The 19,416-nt window shown below is 68.1% G+C and carries 8 protein-coding genes; 2 read left to right on the top strand and 6 right to left on the bottom strand.

Annotated features, from left to right (window positions below):
* Positions 1–282: 282 nt before the first annotated feature.
* From ACIQWA_RS25550 to ACIQWA_RS25535, 4 genes are read right to left on the bottom strand one after another with little or no spacing between them, the layout of a single operon-like run.
* On the bottom strand, positions 283–1,452 hold the full coding sequence (locus tag ACIQWA_RS25550; RefSeq protein WP_402486196.1) for a TniB family NTP-binding protein: 1,170 nt from the start codon (positions 1,450–1,452) through the stop codon (positions 283–285).
* Between the two features lie 4 nt (positions 1,453–1,456).
* Positions 1,457–3,592 carry a transposase gene (locus tag ACIQWA_RS25545; protein WP_402486193.1) on the bottom strand — a complete coding sequence of 712 codons (2,136 nt, stop codon included), beginning with the start codon at positions 3,590–3,592 and terminating at the stop codon, positions 1,457–1,459.
* Entirely contained in the window at positions 3,589–4,353 is a 765-nt protein-coding gene (locus ACIQWA_RS25540) for a TnsA-like heteromeric transposase endonuclease subunit (RefSeq protein ID WP_402486190.1), read from the bottom strand. The genes ACIQWA_RS25545 and ACIQWA_RS25540 overlap by 4 nt, the downstream gene beginning before the upstream one ends.
* A complete protein-coding gene (locus ACIQWA_RS25535; RefSeq protein ID WP_402486187.1) occupies positions 4,350–6,089 on the bottom strand; it encodes a TniQ family protein in 1,740 nt (579 codons plus the stop codon). Before ACIQWA_RS25535 ends, ACIQWA_RS25540 begins: the two co-directional genes overlap by 4 nt.
* Positions 6,090–6,177: 88 nt before the next feature.
* Here ACIQWA_RS25535 and ACIQWA_RS25530 point away from each other — a divergent pair, with 88 nt between their 5' ends.
* Entirely contained in the window at positions 6,178–6,426 is a 249-nt protein-coding gene (locus tag ACIQWA_RS25530; RefSeq protein ID WP_402486185.1) for a helix-turn-helix domain-containing protein, read from the top strand.
* A gap of 558 nt (positions 6,427–6,984) precedes the next feature.
* On the opposite strand, the gene ACIQWA_RS25525 is transcribed toward ACIQWA_RS25530, so the two are convergent.
* Positions 6,985–7,338 carry an Imm8 family immunity protein gene (locus tag ACIQWA_RS25525; protein WP_402486182.1) on the bottom strand — a complete coding sequence of 118 codons (354 nt, stop codon included), beginning with the start codon at positions 7,336–7,338 and terminating at the stop codon, positions 6,985–6,987.
* A complete protein-coding gene (locus ACIQWA_RS25520) occupies positions 7,335–14,978 on the bottom strand; it encodes a ricin-type beta-trefoil lectin domain protein (protein ID WP_402486255.1) in 7,644 nt (2,547 codons plus the stop codon). The genes ACIQWA_RS25525 and ACIQWA_RS25520 overlap by 4 nt, the downstream gene beginning before the upstream one ends.
* A gap of 823 nt (positions 14,979–15,801) precedes the next feature.
* Between ACIQWA_RS25520 and ACIQWA_RS25515 the strand changes: the two genes are divergently transcribed.
* Positions 15,802–19,380: a ricin-type beta-trefoil lectin domain protein gene (locus ACIQWA_RS25515; protein WP_402486179.1), complete on the top strand. Its 3,579-nt coding sequence runs from the start codon at positions 15,802–15,804 to the stop codon at positions 19,378–19,380.
* Positions 19,381–19,416 lie beyond the last annotated feature (36 nt).

Genomic DNA, 19,416 nt, shown 5'->3' with positions numbered 1-19,416 from the left:
AGCGCGGTGATGCGGAACAGAGCCGTGAACAGAAGTGGATCACGCTGCGGTACCGCACGAACGGCTGCACTGACTCATGCGCCACCTCACTCTTTGGCGCCGCTCGACATCGGTGTCGAGCGGCGCAAAAGATTGCAGCTGGCACAGCGATGAGCTGGGCACTGTACTCTTCCCTGCGGCAATATTTCGGGTGGTTGCCGCAGGGAAGAGTGCAGTGGGGCCGCCTGCGCCGAGGAGAGGTTGCCAACGGCGGCTACGGGGCGTGACGCTCAAGCTGAGCTGTCAGCTGGCCTCGCGGTGGTCATCATCCAGGCAGTTCTGGGGCGGGGCAGGAGGCTCCGGCTCGTCGTGAGGGATGCTGTCGTAGGCGGTCTGGGCATGTTCGTTGATCTCGATGTGGTTCATGACCGTCCGGTTGATCGCCTCAGCCCCCGTCAGGATGGCTTCGGCGGCGGACTCGCGGATCAGTTCGGCCAGGGAGCTGATGTTGCCTTCGGTGCGCTGGTGGAGGTACCTCCATTCGCGCTTGAGGGAACCGGGCTCGTGTCGGTAGAGGACGAGGGCGTCCTCCATGGCACTGATCACGCTGACCCAGTCCTGCTTCTCCTCGCGGGTTGTCCGAGCGAACGGCTGCATGTGGATCAAGACGTTGCGCCCCGAGGTCTGTGTCACGCGGGAGCCGCCCGTTCCTTCGAGGAACAGGCCGGAGTGCTTCAGGTCGACGCCGGTATAGATGAACGTTGCCGCAGTGTGGTTCGCGATGTACTTCAGATGGTCGTTGACGACCTTGCCCTCCTTGAGTGACAGGTCCATGAAGTGTGCGTCGTCGATGACAACCAGCTGGACGCCACAGCGGCGCATCTCGGCCAGGACGCGGTTGGTGATGGCGCTCTTGGTTGCGCTCGTTCGGTACGGCATGCCCATGTAGTCCGCGAGGGCCACGGAGAGGTCCTTGGGGGTGGCCTGGGAGGGGATGTTGACGTAGACGACCGGGGTGTAGTCGATGGTGTGGCTCTCGCTGCGGTAGGAGCGTTCGAACCGTTCGGGGTGTTCGCGGCGGAGCTGGTGCTCGAAGTCGGCGGCGAACATCTTGACGAGCGTGGACTTGCCGACGGTGGCGGGGCCGTCGACGACGATGCCTCGCCGGGCTCCGGCCGGCTGGTGGGCGTTGGTGAGCATGCGGCGCCGCATCTGATGGTGGATCCTCTCCATCTGTGCGGTGCGGACGATCACGAGGGAGCTGTGGTGCGCGAAGCGGGCCTTGTTGTGGAGTGTCTTGCCCTCGGTGTCGAGACGCTCGTACCCCGTGAGGGTGAGGTTGGCTGGCTTCGCCGGCGGTAGGGCGTTGAGGTACGCGCGCCATTCGAGCTTGGTGCGGGGCTCGGAGAGCCCGGGGTGTTCGAAGAACTCGGGGCCGTCGTTGTCATCGAAGAAGGCGGTGGTTGTCGGCACGGGGTCAGTTCTCCTGAGCGGGGTTCAGGTTCCAGACGGGCGCGGCCTGGATGGAGTCGAGGTCGAGATCGAAGTCGTCGTCCGGTGCGGGGACGGGGTGGAGCCGGGTGGCCGGCCTGCTCTGCCTGGCGGCGGGGACCTGGGCCGGGGGCGGTGCGGGGACGGCCGGGGCAGAACGCTGGGCGTCGCTTTCCTGCGCGCGGGCGCGGTGGTCGTCGCGCTGCCAGCGTCGGCGGGCGGTCTTGCTCCAGGTCTCCGGCGCGTCGGTGCGGTTCTGCAGCTGCCGGAGGGCTTCGGCGATCTGGGCCTGGTCGGCGGGGTTCTTGCCGCGCTGGATGAGCAGGCGCTTGGCCTCGCGCAGGGTCAGGTCGGTGAACGGTTGCAGGTCGCTGAGGGCGTGGGTCCACCGCAGGGTGTACCAGCGGCCGTCGCGGGGGTTGTGGAAGTAGGCGTGCAGCAGGTTGCGGGGGTCGTGACGGATGGGCCACAGCCCGTTCGGGTAGGGGGACTTGGCCTTGCGGAACTGGTAGAGGACGTCTGCGTTGTAGACGAGGTGGTTGAGTTCGATGCCGTAGGAGTGGATGACGCGGCCGGGTTCGACGATGGGCAGGAGCTCGTAGTAGAGGCTGGGGGCGCGGGGGCAATCGACGTAGCCGGCCGCACCGATGGCCATCGCGTAGGCCTCGTTGGGGGAGACGGTCAGGTCGGGGAAGCCGTGCAGATGGAGTCCCCGGTGGGACTGGCGCTGGTAGACGGCGACAACGTATTCCGCGAAGAACTCGGCGATCTCGTCGATGCTCCAGCGGGCCTGCTCTTCCGCAGTGCGGCCGCGGTGGGCGGTGTTGAAGCTGGTGTAACCGGCGACGTGCATGGAGAACTGCTCGCGGATCGTGCCGAAGAGCCGCTCGACCTGGGGCTTGTCAGTGGCCTTGAGCTTGCGGGCGTCCTGGATGTCGATCTTGTTGGCGCGGCAGAATCGCCGTACGACCTCGGACTGGTACGGCTTGCCGTGGTCGAACAGAAGCGTCTCGGGGTAGACGACCGGGCGGGCCGCGGCTTCGGCGAGGCGCTCGTCGACGGTGAGGATGCGCTCGTAGGGGATGCGGAGCATGGCATAGCGCAGGGCGTCGTCCCACGCCGGGCGCATAGGCTCGGGCGTCATCACGTCGGCCAGCAGCAGGCCAATGTCGATAGCCTTGGTGCCGACCGGGGTGAGCCGCCAGGCGAGGATCGAGCGAGTGGCGACGTCGAGAGCGACGGTGAGCTCGGCGCGGGTCATGGCGCCGGTCGCGGCGTCCCAGGCGAGGACGTCGAGGGGCGTGGTGTCGAGCATGACGACCTGGCCGGGACGGTGGGCGATCACGGTGCCATAGGGGCGGTCGGGCTGGGTTGTGGCGGTGGCCCGCTGGTAGGCGGGGTCGGAGGGGCTGCGGTCGAGCAGCAGCCTGACGGCGCGGCGGAAGGTGTCGTCCTTGGGCAGAGGGACTTCGCCTGCCCCGTAGTCGGCGTCGAGGCGGTTCTGGGTTCGGCGGCGGAAGCGGGTGGTGACAGCCGAGGAACTGTCGAGGACCTCGGCTGTGGCCTGCTCGCGGATAGCCTGGATGACCCGTGGGTCGATGTTCTTCAGCGGGTTCCTGATCCGGGCCTTGCGCCCGTCCACGAGCGCCCACAGGCCCTTGCTGTCCCATTCGTCCAGCAGATTCCATACGCGGCGTTCCTTCAGACCGATTTCGGTGGCCTTGCTGCGGACACGGTCGGTCATTGGCAGGTCGGGATCGTAGGCAGAGCGGGGTTCGCCGGGCTGGGGGTTGAGCGGGTCGCCAGAGCGGTAGCCGGTGGTGAGCTCCAGGAGGTGGGCTTCGCGTTCGAGGGCGGCCGTGCGGACGTCGGCCGGAAGGGTGGCGAGGATGCCGCCTCGGTCGAGTCCGAGCGATTCGCCCTCGTCGTCGCCGGACTTGGCCGGGGGTGCGGCGTTGGCGCGGAAGGATGGGTCCGTCAGGAGTTCGGACAGCATGATCGTGATGCGGTGGCCGGTGACGGCGCGCAGGCGGATGCGGTTGCCGTCGATGGCGGTCACCTGATGACGTTCGTCCTCGAACTCGACCCAGTCCTCGACAGAGATGCGCTGGTGCCGTGTCACGATGTGCCCTCTCGGCGAGCGGACCATACCTGTGTGTGGTCGCGCAGTGGACGGGTGGGGTCGAAGAGCAGCCGGTGATGCCACATGAGGTGGTAGACGACCGGTCGGGCCAGTTCCGGGGTGTGGAAGCTGACGAGGTCCGCGATGGTGACCGGGGTGGCGGCGAGAGCCAGCAGCGGTTCGACGAGACCAGCGGTGGCGTTCAACGGCCGCCGGTATCCGCCTAGCCACTCGACCGTGGCCCACAGCTGCGGGTCGGGCTCGCCGACCATCTCGTAGTCCCAGCCCATCAGCTCGCACACCGCAGCGGTCCGCTGGGCCTGCAGCCGGACGCGCGGCTTGTCGAGGTGCTGGGGGTTCTTCACGTCCACCAGGAGTGCCGTGTCGTCGCTCCGGCGGACGAACAGGTCCGGGACGTGGGTCCACTTCCCGTGCATGTCGGTGCCCTCGAGGACGAACGGCTGGGCGGCGAGGGCCTTGACCTGGTCGTCGAAGTCGAGCAGGCGCATCCACTTGGATTCCAGGTAGCTTTCGTAGTCCAGAACGGCGTCGCAGCACGTCACCCAGTACGAGCCCGGGGTGTGCCGGATCCCCGGGTAGGACGGCAGGTCGCGTGCGGGCAGACAGTCCTCGAACCGGACCGAGGCGGCGTCGGCCGCAGGCACGAGCCGCTCGGTGGCCGAGGCGTCGTAGTAGCGGACGCGAGCCGGACCGGGGTGGCCTGTCAGCGGGTGCAGGGTCCGGGTTCTCCTGGTGGTCACGCGCATCCTTTCTGGCGGAGGAGCTCGTGTCCCCACGCGGTGAGTGCCTGGGGTAGGCCCGGGACTTGGAGGAGCACGAAGCGGTCCCAGCTGCGATTGATCGAGGCGCGCTGGAATCCGGACCACAGCTCGGGCGCGTGGGCGGGGGCGTCGCGGATGTCGCCGCCGGTCAGGTGCAGCCAGACCCAAGCGGCGCCGTGCCGCAGCCGGGCCGGGCTGGGTCTGCAGCCGGGCGGTAGGACGGGCGCGAGGACGGCGGCGGGCACGGTGGTGAGGTCGGAGAGCGTCCGGCGCCGTTGCTGGTAGTCGACGAGTCCGCGTTCCTCGATGGTCTGGGCAATGAGCCGTACGTCTTGCCAGAAGGCGTCAGGATCAGGAATGCGTCCGGCAAACTGCCCGCTGAGCCGCACAGCCAGATCCGGATCGGTGTCGAGGTTCTCGCCGGCCTCTTTCCAGGTGGACGCGCCAGCCAGCCGGGCGAGCGCCAGCGACGCGAAGCGCCGTCCACGCGACTGATTCGCCTGTGGAAAGTGCGGCGCGAGGAGGGCATAGTCGGCCTCGCCGAGCAGGTGGGGTATGTGCCGGGGCTCAAGAGAGCGGGGGCGCTCGAGGGCGGGCAGGAGCCCGACGATCCTCGGCGCGCTCGGCGCGGCGACCGCGATCAGTCGGGCCAGGAACGGCGGCTGCGGGATCTGCCGGAGCAGGGCGTTCTTGCCCGTCGCACGCCGTTGCCGGGCGACTTCCGCCACCCACGGCTCGAGCAACTGCCGACAGGCAGCCTGGTCGGGGGCTGCGAGGATCGGTTCGATCAGGGCCAGCAGCGCGCCGGCGTGGGCCGCGCTGGGCGGGCTGACGCCCAGCTTCGCGGACGAGCCGCCAGGCCGTAGCCAGCGTCGCTCGGCCAGGTCCGCGGCGAACACGTCCGCGACGGCGGGCGGAACCCGGGCAAGGTCGCCTTCCGAGACACATACACGGGCGAGAGCCGTCAGGTACCTGAAGGCGGCGAAGTACTCGACGGCGGCGACCTCGCTGCCGCCGACCCTCGCCCGGCCGCTGTCCACCACCTCCAGCAGCCGCTTCTGGCCCTCGACGAGCGAGGCTGGCACCGCCGTCGTCGGGATCCGGCCGAGGACCTGGTCGCACAGCCAGGACGTCCGCTGTCCGGTCGGCAGTCGCACGTTGCACAGGTGCGGGTCAAGCGCCCGGCCGCGGGTCAGCAGCGACCGCGCGGCGCCAGCGGTCCCGCGCTGCAGCCGCACCCCGCACCCCGGGCACACGTCGACGAGCAGGACGCCGTGTGTCGGGCAGACCGCCGCGAGGCTCAGCCTCCACCACAGCGGCCACACCGGCGAGCCGGCAAGACACAGTGGGCAGCCGCGGCTGGAGTCGAACAGCGCCCACTCGCGCAGGCTGACCGGCTGCACCGAGCGCTCGAACGTCAAGTCGAGGCCGCTGAGGTCCAGTGCGCCCCCGGCGAACGCGGATAACTGCATCGCATGGAGCTCCTCCGCCTCCAGGCCGCTCACCGACCGGATGCGCTCCACGCTCCGCTCCGACAGGGCGATGCCGAAGAACGGTGGCTTCACGGCGTGCGTGTTCTTGCGAAGCTCGAAGCCCAGTAACTGGGCAGCCTGACCCGTCGGTACGTCGAGGTCGGCCGCGAAACGGTCCAGCCACGACGGGAACGACTCCCCAGCCTGCGGAATCAGCACCGATGGCAGCCGCAGTCGCGACACCGAACTCCCCACCTGTCCCCTCCGAACACACAGGCAGCGATCTTGTAGGAGATCTCCTACAGGTGGAGGACTGTACTACGGTGCGGGTGTGGCGAGTTCCGAATCCGAGAGATCCGACACGGGTGTTCCGGCGCAGAGGCTGAAGTTCGGCCGCAGGCTGCGGACACTGCGCGAACGAGCCGGTCTGACACAGACTGCCGCGGCCGCCGCCGCAGGGATGGACCGGTCCTTCTATGCCGAGCTGGAGAGCGCCCGACACAGCGTTTCTGTGGACCGCGTTCCAGCGCTGGCCCAGGCAGTCGGGGTGCCGCCACACCAGTTGTTCACGGACGACTGAGCACGGCGCCGCTGCAGGCCTACGTCAGGGGCGAGGCGGCATGTGCAGAGGCTTCCATCGGGCCCAGCGTTCCCGTGGAGGGTGAGGCGTTCAGTAGCTGGCTCCGGACCAGCCAGGGGGATTGGAGTACGGGCGTCGGCCAGACCTGGTCCCCTCTCGGGGTCGAGGCGCGCGAGCTGGCTGCGGACATCCATGCCGCCCAGCTGTCCGATCCCGCGATCACGCCTCGTCGGCCTGGCGGAGGAGATGCGGACGAGGCGCCGCCGGGCTGCCGGCGCGTGGGTGCTACCGGCCGCGTCAAACTGGTGTCGTACGTGCCTGTCCCACAACGAGCTGGCCGCTGCCATGGAGTCTCCGAGCACATTGCGAGCGTCAAATCAGAAGGCCGCTTCCGAGTCCAATCCTGTCGGCTCGGACTCGGAAGCGGCCACTCTTCCTACTGTCACTTCTGCTGCAATCTCAGCTCATCCCGAGCTAGAGGTGCCAGCGTCATTCGGCGAGATATGGACAGCGACTGAATTAGTCGGAATTTTACGACGTCGAACGCTATTATCCAAATCAGAAGATCGGGTCGTCAAATTCCATGATGCCGATTCTTCCAAGGTTCTTGGCAACAGCGCGCCAGTCATCGCCGGTTTGTCGCAGCACCATTCTTTCGATGTATGCGATGATCTCGTCAATATTGCACGACTTCGTGATGATCAGCCCGTGTCCGGGGACCGTCCCGATCTTGTCGACCAGGCGAGAGAGGTGGCCCGGAGTGCAGACCGTAAACCCCAGCGACTCCCCGCCGATATCCCCCTCGGGCCCGACGATGAGCTCCAGCAGGAAGGAGAAGCACTCCGGGTCGTCTGGCACGAAGTCGTCCAGATCCACATCTGGACTGCCGTATCCCCTAATACTTGCCCTCACGGAGTCCCCGTTCCGATGATGTTGAGATGGATGTCGCCCTGCCAGGCTTTACTCACCTGGCCCGCAAACCTGTACTCGAGGTTTGCCTGGACCCTGGGGCCACCGTACTCCGCTGGCCGGTTTGGCTTGAATGCAGGTGGCCGGTACTGGCGGAGGCCGTCAGCGCTAACGAGCGTACCCGGCATAGTCTTCGATTCCCGGAACCCCGGTCCGACCCAGGCCTCGCCGAGAATCTTAGCCTCATCCTCCGTGACCTCACCTGCAAGCGAGTTGCCCCCACCGACATCCGCCTGCTTGACCATGCGGACGAGTTCCATCTCCCGTTCCATACCAATGCTGGTGGCGGAGTCGGACTCGCTGAACAACTTCCCGATGTCGCGCGCTCCGTCCTCGATGCCGTCGGCAGCGAGGTTCGCACTCTCGTACGCTATCGCTCCGCCACCCACCATCTGCGGCGCGCCCGCCGCACAGAGCGCGCCGGTGCCGCACTCCACAGCACCAGACACAGCCAAGCCACCGCCGAAGGCTGTGCCCCCTGCGCCAACGATCACCTTCCCAGCGTCCGCGAGCAGCGACTTGAACTGATTGAATGCGTCGCTCATCTGCTGGTTTGCGTCGTCGATCTCACGCTGCGATCGGCAGCGGTACGTCCGCCCTGCGGCCGTGCAATGCGTCTTCGCAGTATATGCGTTGACCTTGTCAACGGCCTTCTTCAGCACCCGAAGGTACGACTGAATGTCCCAGTAGCTCGGCGGAGGCTTCGGAGTCCCGCAGTCGCCCGGCTTGCATCCGCCACCGTTGTTGGGAGTCAGCCCGTGCTCGGCGCCCCACTCGGCGTTGTCCGAGCTTCCGCAGGATCCGCCCTTGCAACCGTTGTCGGGCGTGTAGCCGTAGCATGCCCCCTCCGTCCCGCATCCCAGCGGTATCAGGCCGGAGGGGTCGGACTTGGCCACCGGGTTGTCGGAGGCGTAGGTGTAGCCGCCCATCTGGTTGGAGTCGCCAGCCTCGAAGACCGGGTCGGCGGTGAGGAACCTGCCCAGGGCTGGGTCGTAGTTGCGGGCTCCGAGCAAGTCGAGTCCGCTGCCTGTGTCGGCGGGCTTGCCGAGGTAGCCCAGATTGTCGGCCCAGGCGGCCGGGGCGGTGCCGCGGGGGTTTCCGTAGGGGTCGAATGCGCGCCGGGCTATGGCCTTCGTGGCGGCGTCGACCTGGAGGGTGGAGCTGTGCTGGGGGTTGGTCAGTTCATAGGTGATGGCTCCGCTGTTGGTTCGGATGGCGGTGGTGCCGTCGGGATGCTGGTAGTAGCGCTTGCCGGCGACGGTGGTGCCGTCAGCGGACAGGGTGAGCTGCTCGGCTCCGCCGAACAGGTAGAGGACGGTGCCGTCGGAGCCGCCCTGGATCAGCAGCTTCCCGCCGGCGTCGTACAGGTACCGGGAGGTGCTGGTGCCGCCCCCGCTCGGTGTGGTGACGCTCTCGGTGCGGCCCTCGGCGTTGTAGGTGAAGGCCTGGGTGCCGCCGGCGGTGGGCTGGGTGCCGCCCGGTCCCCACTTCTGGTTGGGACCCCGGTTGCAGGTCCACAGTGCGACGCGGGTGCCCGGGTTGGTGTTGCCTCCGGGCAGGTCCACGCACAGGCCGGACGTCTTGTGGACGAGGGAGCCGTCGGTGCCGGTGCGCCACTGCTGGCTGCTGTCGTTCGGGTCGCAGGCCCACAGTTCGATCTGGGCGCCGGAGCCGGCGGTGCCGCCGACGGGGCGGGCGCAGGCGCCGAGGACGCGCAGGGTGCCGTCGGTGCCGATGGTCCAGTCCTGCGCCGCGTTGCGGTTGCAGGTCCAGGTCCACACCGCCGTGCCGTTGGCGTTCTGGGCACCGTAGGCGTCCAGGCACAGCGCAGTGCCGCCCGTCGGAACAGCGGAGGGCAAGGTGGTGGTGCCAGTGCTCGCTCGGGACGTGGTGCTGCCGACCGCGTCGTACTGCGGTGTCAGCGTCGCCGTGTAGGAGGGGCCGCTCGGCGCGTTGACGGTGGCCGGCCAGTTCTGGTTGACGTTGCCGGTGCAGTACCAGAGCCCGAGCGGGGTACCGGGGTTCTGGTTCCATCCGGGGATGTCCAGGCAGAGCGTGGAGGCGGCGTGGACGAGAGCGCCGTTGGCGCCGTCCTGCCACTTCTGGTTGTCGCTGCCGTCGCAGGTGGCCAGCACGATGCCGACGCCGGTGCCGCCGCTGCCGTTGCTCGGGACTGCGCACTTGCTGAGTACCCGAAGGGTCCCGTCACCGGGCCTACTCCACTTCTGGGCGCCGGTGCCGTTGCAGGTCCAGGTCTCCACAGCGGTGCCGTCGGTCGTGCGGGCACCGGTGGCGTCGAGACAGAGCTGGGTGTTGCCGGTGCCCGCCATGGCCGACCTCAGGGTGCTGGTCGGGGTGCCGGTACGGGAGGTGACGCTGGTGAGCGTGTTGGGCTTGGCGGCCGGGGTCCGGTCGTTGCCCGGGTAGGCGCTGGACTGGGTGATGTCGCGGGAGGTGTCTCCGGTGAGGTCGTGCCGGACCTGCTGGGTACGGTCGCCGAGCAGGTTGTACTGGAAGCTCTGCCAGTACGGAGCCGGTCCGCCCAGCGAGTTGAGCCCGACGCTGTTGTTGTTGCAGTGGGAGGTCTGGCCCGCGCCCGGTGCGCTCACGCCCGAGGTGTCAGTCCATGCCTCCGTCAGACGGTCCAGGCCGTCGTAGCGGAAGCACTGGGTGTCGGTCACCTGGTCGGTGCCTCCCGAGGACTGGAGCTCGGAGGCACTGGTGGGGTTTCCAGCCTGGTCGTAGCCGTAGCTGGTGGAGGAGATCGGGTTGGCGTCAGACTGCTGCAGCTTGACGCTGCTGGTGGTCAGCCGACCGGTGGTGTCGTCGTACGTACGAGCCGTGCGCAGCAACTCGCCGCGCGTTCCGTACTGGGATAGCAGGAGCTGGCCGAGCGGGTTGTAGTTGGCCAGGTCGAGCAGCTTGGTGCTGTCGGTGCCTGTGTTGACGACCTCGCCCATCAGGTCTCGGCCGAACCCGAGCTTCTCGGCGGGCAGGCCACCGTCGGCGTTGTAGCCGTAGCCGGCGAGCAGGCCGATGTTGTCGGTGTAGAAGGCGGTCTGGGTGTAGTCGCCGGCGAGCTTGCCCTCGGCGGCAGGGATCGTGGTGGTCGTGGACATGGGCTGGTACCTGGTGGTATAGCCGTTGACCTTCTGCACATACGCACTGCCAGCGGCGCCGCCGACGAAGCGGGCCGAGGAGGTCAGGTAACCCTTCGCTACGGTGTCGTAGGTGAACGACGCGAGCAGCTTCGACTGGTCGCCGGTGTCGGTGCCTTCGTAGCGACCGGTGTTGCGGCCGAGCAGGTCGTAGGTGTACGAGAGGGTCTTCCCTCGGCCGTCGGTGGTGTTCGCCACTCGCCCGAGGTCGTCGTACACAGAGGTGCTGGTGCCGGTGTCCGGGTCGGTCTGCGAGATCCGGTTACCGCGGACGTCGTAGCCGTAGGTCCAGGCGTTGCCGGCATTGTCCGCAGTGCTGGTGAGCTTGCCTCGCGCGTCGTAGGTGTAGCGGGTCGTCACGTCGCCGATGCCCGCCCCACCGTGCTGCACGGAGGCCGTGGGCCGGCTGAGGGCGTCGGTGTACACGGTGGTCGGGACACCGCCAGCAGGTGGGGTGGTGTCGATTCGCTCCGCGCCGGGGTAAGCCATGACGGTCTGCCACAGCTCAGTGGCCTTGGCGAAGAGCTTGCTAGCGACCACTCGGCCGGTCCCGTCGTAGACGGTCCGGGTCTGGGACGGGACGGTGTTGTCGTCCTCCTCGAACAGGGTGGTGCCAGGGCCGGCGGTCGGGTCGGACCAGGCGGCGGTAGTCTTGGTGGCCTTGCCGTGGCTGTCGTACCGTGTAGAGGCCAATACCCGACCGGCGGCGCCGTTGGCGGGAGCGGACTGGGTTTGGCGGGGCTGCAGGAAGCCGTCGTAGATGGTGACGTCTGTCCGGTAGGTGCCGTTGTCCAGCTGCGTCATCGTGGTGACGCTCGGCGGGTTCGCCCGGCTAGCCGGGGTGGGATCGACGCCGTGGATCTCGTAGCTGAAGGTCCGGTCCGGCTTCTTGCCCGCGTCCTTGCTGTTTCCCGGCATCCAGACCGCGATGCGGCGGCCTAGCGCGTCATAGCTCGAATCAGCAATCTGCCCGTTGGTATCGACGATCCGTGTGACCGAGCTGCGGACCGGTGAGACTGTGCTCTTCACCGTCCAGCCCAGTGGGTTGGTGCTGGTGATCTCGGTCGGCACCACGTCGGTGGCAGGACTGTACGCAGTCAGGTTGACGGCCCCGGCGCCGTCGACGCTGCGAACGACGCGCCCGTAACCATCGAAGGAGCTGGCACTAACGGTCTGGTAGACCGCCTTTCCTTGCGCGTCGTAAGCCCTCAGGTTCTGGGTGGCGGTGACGTAGCCGACGCCAGTGCCGTTCTGTCCGAGCACGTTCACCGCGCCGGGATTGGCGGGATCGACGTTGCCATCGTAGATCAGCCGGCGGTCACTGATGGTGGTGGCGGGGGATGGTGTGGTGTTGCAGTCTCCGCCGACGGTGAGGGTGTCGCTCGGGTAGGTGAGCATCATCGGGTTTCCGGACGGTGCGGCCGCGTAGGTCGTGGTGGCGCAGGTCCGGCCGTCACCGGTTGCAAGGTCGGGCTGGTTGTCGACCGTGGAGGGTCGTCCGAGGCCGTCATAGGTGGTGACGGTTCGGCCGGTGCGCCAGGTCTTCTGGTCGGACAGCAGCGCGCTGGAGCGGCTGGTGGTCGACGTGACGCGGTGTGCCTCCAGCGGCGGCAGTGTAGAAACCGCGGCTCCCGTCTTGGAGGTCCAGGCCGTTCTGGTCCTGCTGGCGGTCGGGCTGGGGGAAAGCACCGTGGCGTCGTTGAACTGCTTGGTGATGGGCGTGCCGCCAGCCTGGGTGTAGGTGGCGGTCTCCTGCGGTGTGCCGGCGCGCCAGTTGCTGTCTGCGGCCTCCTCGCCGAGGGAGTTCTTCGGCTTGCTGATTCGGCGGGTGGTCCGGTCGGCGAGGTAGTCGCCGTCCATTCCCTGTAGGTAGGAGACGGTGGTCTGGCTGACCGGGTCGGGTGCGGTGCCGGTGGTGGTGGTGACGGTGCGGTAGCCGCGGAAGTCATTCCAGGTGCGGTACTGGTCGTCGGTCTGGTCGGAGTCGTCCCGGTGCCACGCGGCGCCGTTGTAGCTGTAGGAGGTTTCGCGGGGCGGGGAGTTGGCCTTGGTGCTGTCCGAGGCGGTGACCATGGTGACCAGGGTCTTGTTGAACCAGTCCGCGATCGGCGCGGCCGCGCCTGTCGGGGTCCAGTACACCGGGTAACAGGCCATCGTGTTGTTGTCGGCCGAGGCCGGCATGGTGCCCTTGGTCCGCGAGCACTCCGGGTCGCGGTAGGTGACCGCGATCGAGGTGCCGGACTCGGTGTTGACGCCGATGATCCGCGGCCGGTAAAGCGGCGGGGCGCCGGTGTCGGAGCCGTCGACGCGGTTGTCGATCTCGGTGCCGGCGAAGGTGGTCGGGTCGAGCTTGATCTCGCCGCCGCCGGTGGAAGGGTCCTGCGCGGTGTGCTGGATCTTGGACAGCCACATCACGGACTGCAGACCCCCGACGTTCTGCTTGTCTGGGGTCTTGCCGGTGACCGGGTCCATGATGCCGCCGGCGTCCGAGAAGACCTGCGTCAGCTCGTACTTGTCCACCGGCTGCCAGCCGCTCTGGGTCCGCAGCTCGGTGCGGACGGCGGTGAGCCGCTTGGTGGACCAGAACGTCGGCGACGCGGGCCGGCAGACGTTGGATCCGGTCCCGCTGGTGGTCCATCCGTCCTGGCAGGCCAGGTCGTACGGGACGTCGGGCCAGTTCGTGGCGGTCGAGGAGTTGAGGTTCTCCGGCTTGCAGGTGTCTGCGGAGACCACGCACCGCTCGGCGGTGTCGAAGGTGATCCGGGCGGAGGGCTCGCGGCCGGCGAGCGCGTCGGCGAGCTGGTAGCCGTAGGAGACGCGGGCGAGGTAGCCGCCGCGGGTGTACGCGGTGAGGGTACCGGTGCCGCCGGATGCGGTGGCCTGGCCTGCGCCCATGGCGTAGCGGTTGGCCTCGGTGGCCCAGTCGTAGCGCTGCACGTTGCCGTGCGGGTCCACCACGAAGTCCAGGTTGAAGCGCCAGCCGGGCTGCTGGTCGCACTGGGAGTCCTTGCCCTTGGCGGCGTTGTAGCAGGGGTCACCGCTGTTCGGATGGTAGACCGGGACGCCCCAGGCGCTGTTGGTGGCTCCGTCGGTAGTCGTACCGGGAGCATGGTTGAGGCCGAAGTAGTAGGCGGTGCCGTCGGTGGTGGTGACCTTGAAGTACTCGCCTTGCCACAGGCCGTTGGCCGCGCCGGTCAGCCGTTCGATGCGGGTGCCGTCGTCGTTCTGCAGGTGGTACAGGCCGTTGTCGTCGCGCACCAGCTCACCCGTGCGGGAGCCGAGCGAGATGGTGGCGGTCCAACCGGCCCAGCACTGGTCGCCGGACTGGTCGATGCCCGCGTTCTTGCACGCCTTGTAGGAGCGCTCGATGAAGCCGGGGCCGTACGACCAGCCGTCGCCGATCCAGGAGGCCTGCGAGTTGCGCGCCGAGGTCTCGCCGTCAACGGCCTGCGAGTTGTACGAGAGGGCCACCCCGGGCGCCGCGCCGGTGACCGAGGGCGGGGCGGTGATCGGGTAGCTGTAGGTGAAGCCGCCCGAGGCGTTCTGCGACCACGAGCCGGTTGCCGACAAGTCGGTCGCGGTGTAAGAGCCCTGGGAACCGCCCGGTGCGGAAACCGCGGCCAAGGCCATCCCGCCGTTCGCGGGGGCGGAAGCGGCGGCGGAGAGCGAGTCGAGCTTCATCGCGGCTGACCCGCCGGGCGGGGCCTTCGCTCCCGTCGCGGTGCCGGCACCCGGCACCGCGACGGTGCCGCTGATCGTCTTGGCCACCGGGTCGATGACGGAGTCGAGCGGCTGCCGAGTCCGGCACTCGGCCAGTTCGGGGGTGGTCAGCGCGCACGCGGGCATGGCGACGAGGCGGAGCCGGGAGGCCCAGCCGCCCCCGTAGGCGTCGGCTATCGCCGTGTAGTCGAGGGATATGTTGAGGCTGGCCGCGTCACCGCCGCCGTCAGTACGCTTCAGTCCGACCAGAAGGCCGTCGACGTTGGCCTTCGCGGTCTGGGCTCGGTCGGCGACCTTGACTTCGACTGAGGTCGGCTGGGTGATCTGTGCGGCACCTCCGACCGCGGCTTTGGCCTTGTCACTGACGTGGTCCGGTGCTGCGGCGCTGAGTCGGATCGGGGTCAAGCCGGCTTGGACGGCGGCGACGTTGTTCCCGTTGGCATTGTTCCCAGCGGCCTGGAACGCGGGTTCGGCCTTCAGGTCGACTGCGGCCGTGGCCTGGCTGGGCCACCGCACTGGGCTGGGGGAATGCGTCGTGAGGTCGCGGGCCCCGGCCGGGTGCGGGAGGTCCTTCAGGTTTGCCTTGCCGTCAGCGTTGTGTCCGTTGACGTGCGGCAGCTCAGGAAGTTTGTCCTTGCCGTGATCGGCGGCGCTGGCGATGAAGCCCGTACCCATGTCGGCGACCGGCACCACCAACGACATCACGGTCGTCAAAGCCGCCGCTGTCAGGACACTTCGCCGGCCACCGGCTCCTGGCGACCGGCCCACTTGCCATCTCCTGCTGAGTTTCATGCGTATCCTTGCGTTCCTTTATCCGAATTGGGCTGACCTGTGTCGATACGTAGTCAGATCAAGTCCATGAAGGACGGCGGGCACCGTATTGTCAGCGCGCTAATCGACGCAATAGCGTTCGGCTACGCGCAACCTGACTGCATTGCGTACAGTCAAGCAATGTCCTGTCAGATACCGCACCAGAAAAGGACAAAGACCACACCTCGCAGCGGCAAACGTGACGCATCACATAGCCGTTCGTGGGGATTCAGCCCTGTCTGAAAGTGATTGACACACCATGGGGGAACTCCTTCCCGCCCCGTCGTCAGCTCCTCGGAGGCTGACGAGACGTCTCGCTGCCCTATGCGCGCTCGCCCTGCTCGTGACCACGCCGGGAATCGCGGCGGCCGACGACCGGCCGTTCGCGGCCCCTCCGGGCCAGTCCGCTGCGGACGCTCCGAAGTCGGCCGAGATCACCCCGGGCACCGCCATTCAGGCAGCCCGGTTGACGGCGAAGAAAACCGGCAAAGCGGTCACGATCGACGCCCTGACCACCGAGACATCGCTTACCGTCGCCGAACCCGACGGCAAGCTCACCGTCACGTCCCACCTCCGGCCGGCGCGTGTGAAGAAGCAGGACGGCACGTGGACCCCGGTCGACGCAAGCCTCAACCGCAGCCCGGACGGGACCTACTCACCGAGCGCCACTCCGTCGCTGGTGTCCCTTTCCGGTGGCGGCACGGGCCCGCTGGCAACAATGACGGACAGTCACGGCCGCATCCTCGCGCTGACCTTCCCGGTCGCGCTGCCCGCCCCGGCCGTGACCGGCAGCACCGCCACCTACCCAGGAGTGCTGCCCGGAGTGGACCTGCGGGTCGACGTGTCCGACCAGGGCGCCGTCCGTGAGGTCCTGGTCGTCAAGGACGCGAACGCCGCCGCCAACCCAGCGCTCAAAACCCTCAGCTTCGGTACCACTGCCAAGGGCCTCACCGTCTCCGCCGATCCCCAGGGCAACCTGACCGCAACCGGCCAGGACGGCACACCGGCGTTTCGGGCCCCCTTTCCCCTCATGTGGGACTCGGCGGCAACAGAGTCGGGGGCACCAACCACAGCTCCGGCCAAGAAAACGACTGTTGCCGCGCCGCGCGCCGGCTCGCTCGCTCCCTCCTCGGGCTCCCCACTGTCCAGCCCGGACGCATCGTCCACGGACGGCCCGGGCCGCGGAGCACACGTCAAGCCGATCCCTGTCGGTGCGACCGACGGCAAGATCACCCTGACCCCGGACACGGACCTGATGGCCGGGAACGGCACCGTCTGGCCGCTGTTCATCGACCCGACCTTCCAGCCGGCCCCCACCATGAACGCCAACCACTTCGCGCAGGTCATGGAAGGCTGCGCCGGTACCCCGCAGTACGACGTCGCCCAGGACAACGGCCAGGGCGTCGGCTACCAGCACTACCGGACCAACTGCTACGGCATGGAGCGCTCGTTCTACGAGTTCGGCACCGGGGCCCTGACCCCGCAGATGTACATCGACAGCGCCAGGGCCTACTTCTCCGAGACCTACGGTGCCGCCTGGGACTGCAACGCCACCGCCCCAGTCACCCTCAAATGGACCTGGGGGTTCGACGGCGGAACCAACTGGAACAACCAGCCCGGCGTGCGCCAGGACGGCGAGACCAAGTGGCCCAAGAGCGCGTACGGCACCTGCGGCTACCAGGGCGTCGACTTCGACGTCACCGGCGCGGTGCGCCAGGTGGTCCAGGAGGGACGGCCGCTGACCGTCGGCCTGTTCGGCGACGAGACCCGCTCCATTGGCATCGACCACTTCATGCGGTTCAACCCCAACCCGTTCGTCGTCGCCAAGTACGACCTGCCACCGAACACCCCCGACTCGATGTACACCAGCCCGATGCCGATCAACCCGAACGGCTACGCCTGCGGCAGCGGTCAGCCGGGCTGGATCGGGCGAACCGTACCGCTGGGCAACGGCGCCTCCGACATCACCCTGCACGCCTACGCCTCCACCCCGATGCCGGGCACCAACATCAACGTCGGCTTCCACATCTGGGACAACATGACCGCCGACGCCAACGGCAATCCCGGCGGAGGCGGCTTCCCGACGAGCCAGACCATCAACGGAGCCGGCTGGGGCAACGCCAACATCGGCTTCGCGGCCGCCGACGGGCACCAGTACGGCTGGAACGCGTGGGCCACCGACGGCCTGCTGGGCAGCGCGGGCACCGCCTACTGCTACTTCAACGTCGACCTGACCCCGCCTACCCTCGCCAACATAGCGCCCTCCACCGCCTTCCCCCCGATCGGCAGCGGCATCAAGGCCACCGGCCACGCCGGCGACCAGGGCACCACCATCCGAGTCACCAGCACCGACCCGGTCCCCGGCGGCTGCACCCGCGGCACCTGCCTGGCCAGCGGCGTGCGCGAGTTCCAGTACAACCTGGACGACAACATCCCACCGACTGGATACAAGGCCCAGCCCGTCGCTGGCGTCGACGCCAACGGCAACGCCTACGCGGACATCCCCATCAACCTCAACCCCGACCAGTGGGGCACCCACCGCCTGTACGTGCGCGCCACCGACAACGCCGGCAACACCCAGCCCCAGGCCGCGACCTACGACTTCTTCGCGCCCTGGAACCAGGCCACGAAGGTCGTCGCCGGTGACGTCGACTTCGACGGTACCCCCGACTATCTGGTCCCTGCCGCCGACGGCTCGTTGACCCTGCTGCCGGGTAATAGTGACTTCACCGCCCAGCCCGGCACTGCTTCCACCAGGGCCCAGAGTCCCGAGCAGGACAGCTGGAGCAACTACCTGATCGCCCACCGCGGGTCGGTGAGTCAGAACAGCGTCGATGACCTGTTCGCCTACAACAAGGGCACCAAGCACTTCTACGTCTACTTCAACGACTCCACCCGCGTGCCCGCTGGCACACCGGGCCACTTCAGCGACCGTTCGGGCGTCATGCAGATCGGCAACAGCGGCACGTGCCCCAAGGGCCTCAGCGGCACCTGGGACCACGTCGACCAGATGACGGCCCTCAGCGCCACGCCGAACAGTGCTGGCCGACCCAACGTCATCACGATCGAAAGCGGCCACCTGCGCTTCTACCCAGGAAGCTCCGTCGGGGGCTGCCCGCTCGGCGACGGCGTCGACCTTGGCGGCGACAACGAGGACTGGGGCGGCTTCACCCTGCTGTCCCCCGGCGTGATCGCAGGCGTCCCCACGCTCTGGGTACGTGACACCACCACCGGCGCGATCACCACCCTGGCGATGCCCCTCAACAACGGAATCCCGGCGACGAAATCCCTGCACGTACCCACCCATAAGACGCTGGTCTCCGCCGTTAAGAACGCGGCCGGCGCGAACATGTGCGCTGACATCAACGGCGCGTACACGGACAACGGCACGCCTGCCCAGCTGTGGGACTGCCTCGGCATCAGCGGCCAGTCCTTCACCCGAGGCAGCGACGGCACCCTCCACGTTCTCGGCAAGTGCCTGGACGTCAAGAACGGCGACACCGCCGACGGCACCAACATCCAGCTGTGGGACTGCAACGGAACCGCCGCCCAGAAGTGGGTCGACGGCCCCTACCCCGGCACCCTGCAGAACCCCCAGTCCAGCCGCTGCCTCGCCGTCCCCGGCGGCCAGAACAATCCCGGCAACCACCTCATCCTCTGGGACTGCCTCAACAACAGCAGCCAGCAGTGGACCAGCCCGACCACCAACGCGCTGCTGCCCGGCGGTTTCAGCTCCGCCGCCTACCCCGTCGTGGACTCCCCTGGCGACGTCAACGGCGACGGCAACCCCGACCTCATCGTCACCGACACGACGGGTGCTCTCACCCAATACCTGGGCACCGCGCCCGAGGCCAGCCTGCCCCGCTTCGGCACCCCGCGCAAACTGCCCGCCCCGACCCCGGTCAGCTACAACATCAACTCCGTACAGAACCCGAACCGCTGCTTCGACAACTGGGGCGCCAGCAACGGCACCAACCTCAGGTTCTACGACTGCTGGAACGGGGCCAGCCAGAAGTTCACCTTCGCCGCCGACGGCACCCTGCGCACCGGCGGACGCTGCGTCTCGACCAAGGACAACGCCACCGCCAACGGCACCCAGGTCGTCATCACGGACTGCAGCGGCGCCACCGGCCAGGTCTGGACCCTGCAGGCAGACGGCACCATCTACAACCCCACCGCCAAGCGCTGCATAGAACTGCCCGGCTGGAACGACGCCAACAGCACGGCCCTGGACATCTGGGACTGCACAGCTGGTCACGCCAACCAGCGTTGGACCATCTACCCGAACACCGCCTGACCCATCACGACCCGACGGGGCCCGGCGGCACAACGT

This window comes from Kitasatospora sp. NPDC098652, assembly GCF_044760155.1.
Lineage (GTDB): Bacteria > Actinomycetota > Actinomycetes > Streptomycetales > Streptomycetaceae > Kitasatospora.
Note: the sequence above shows the minus strand (reverse complement) of the source record. Positions and strands in the feature narration are given on the sequence as shown.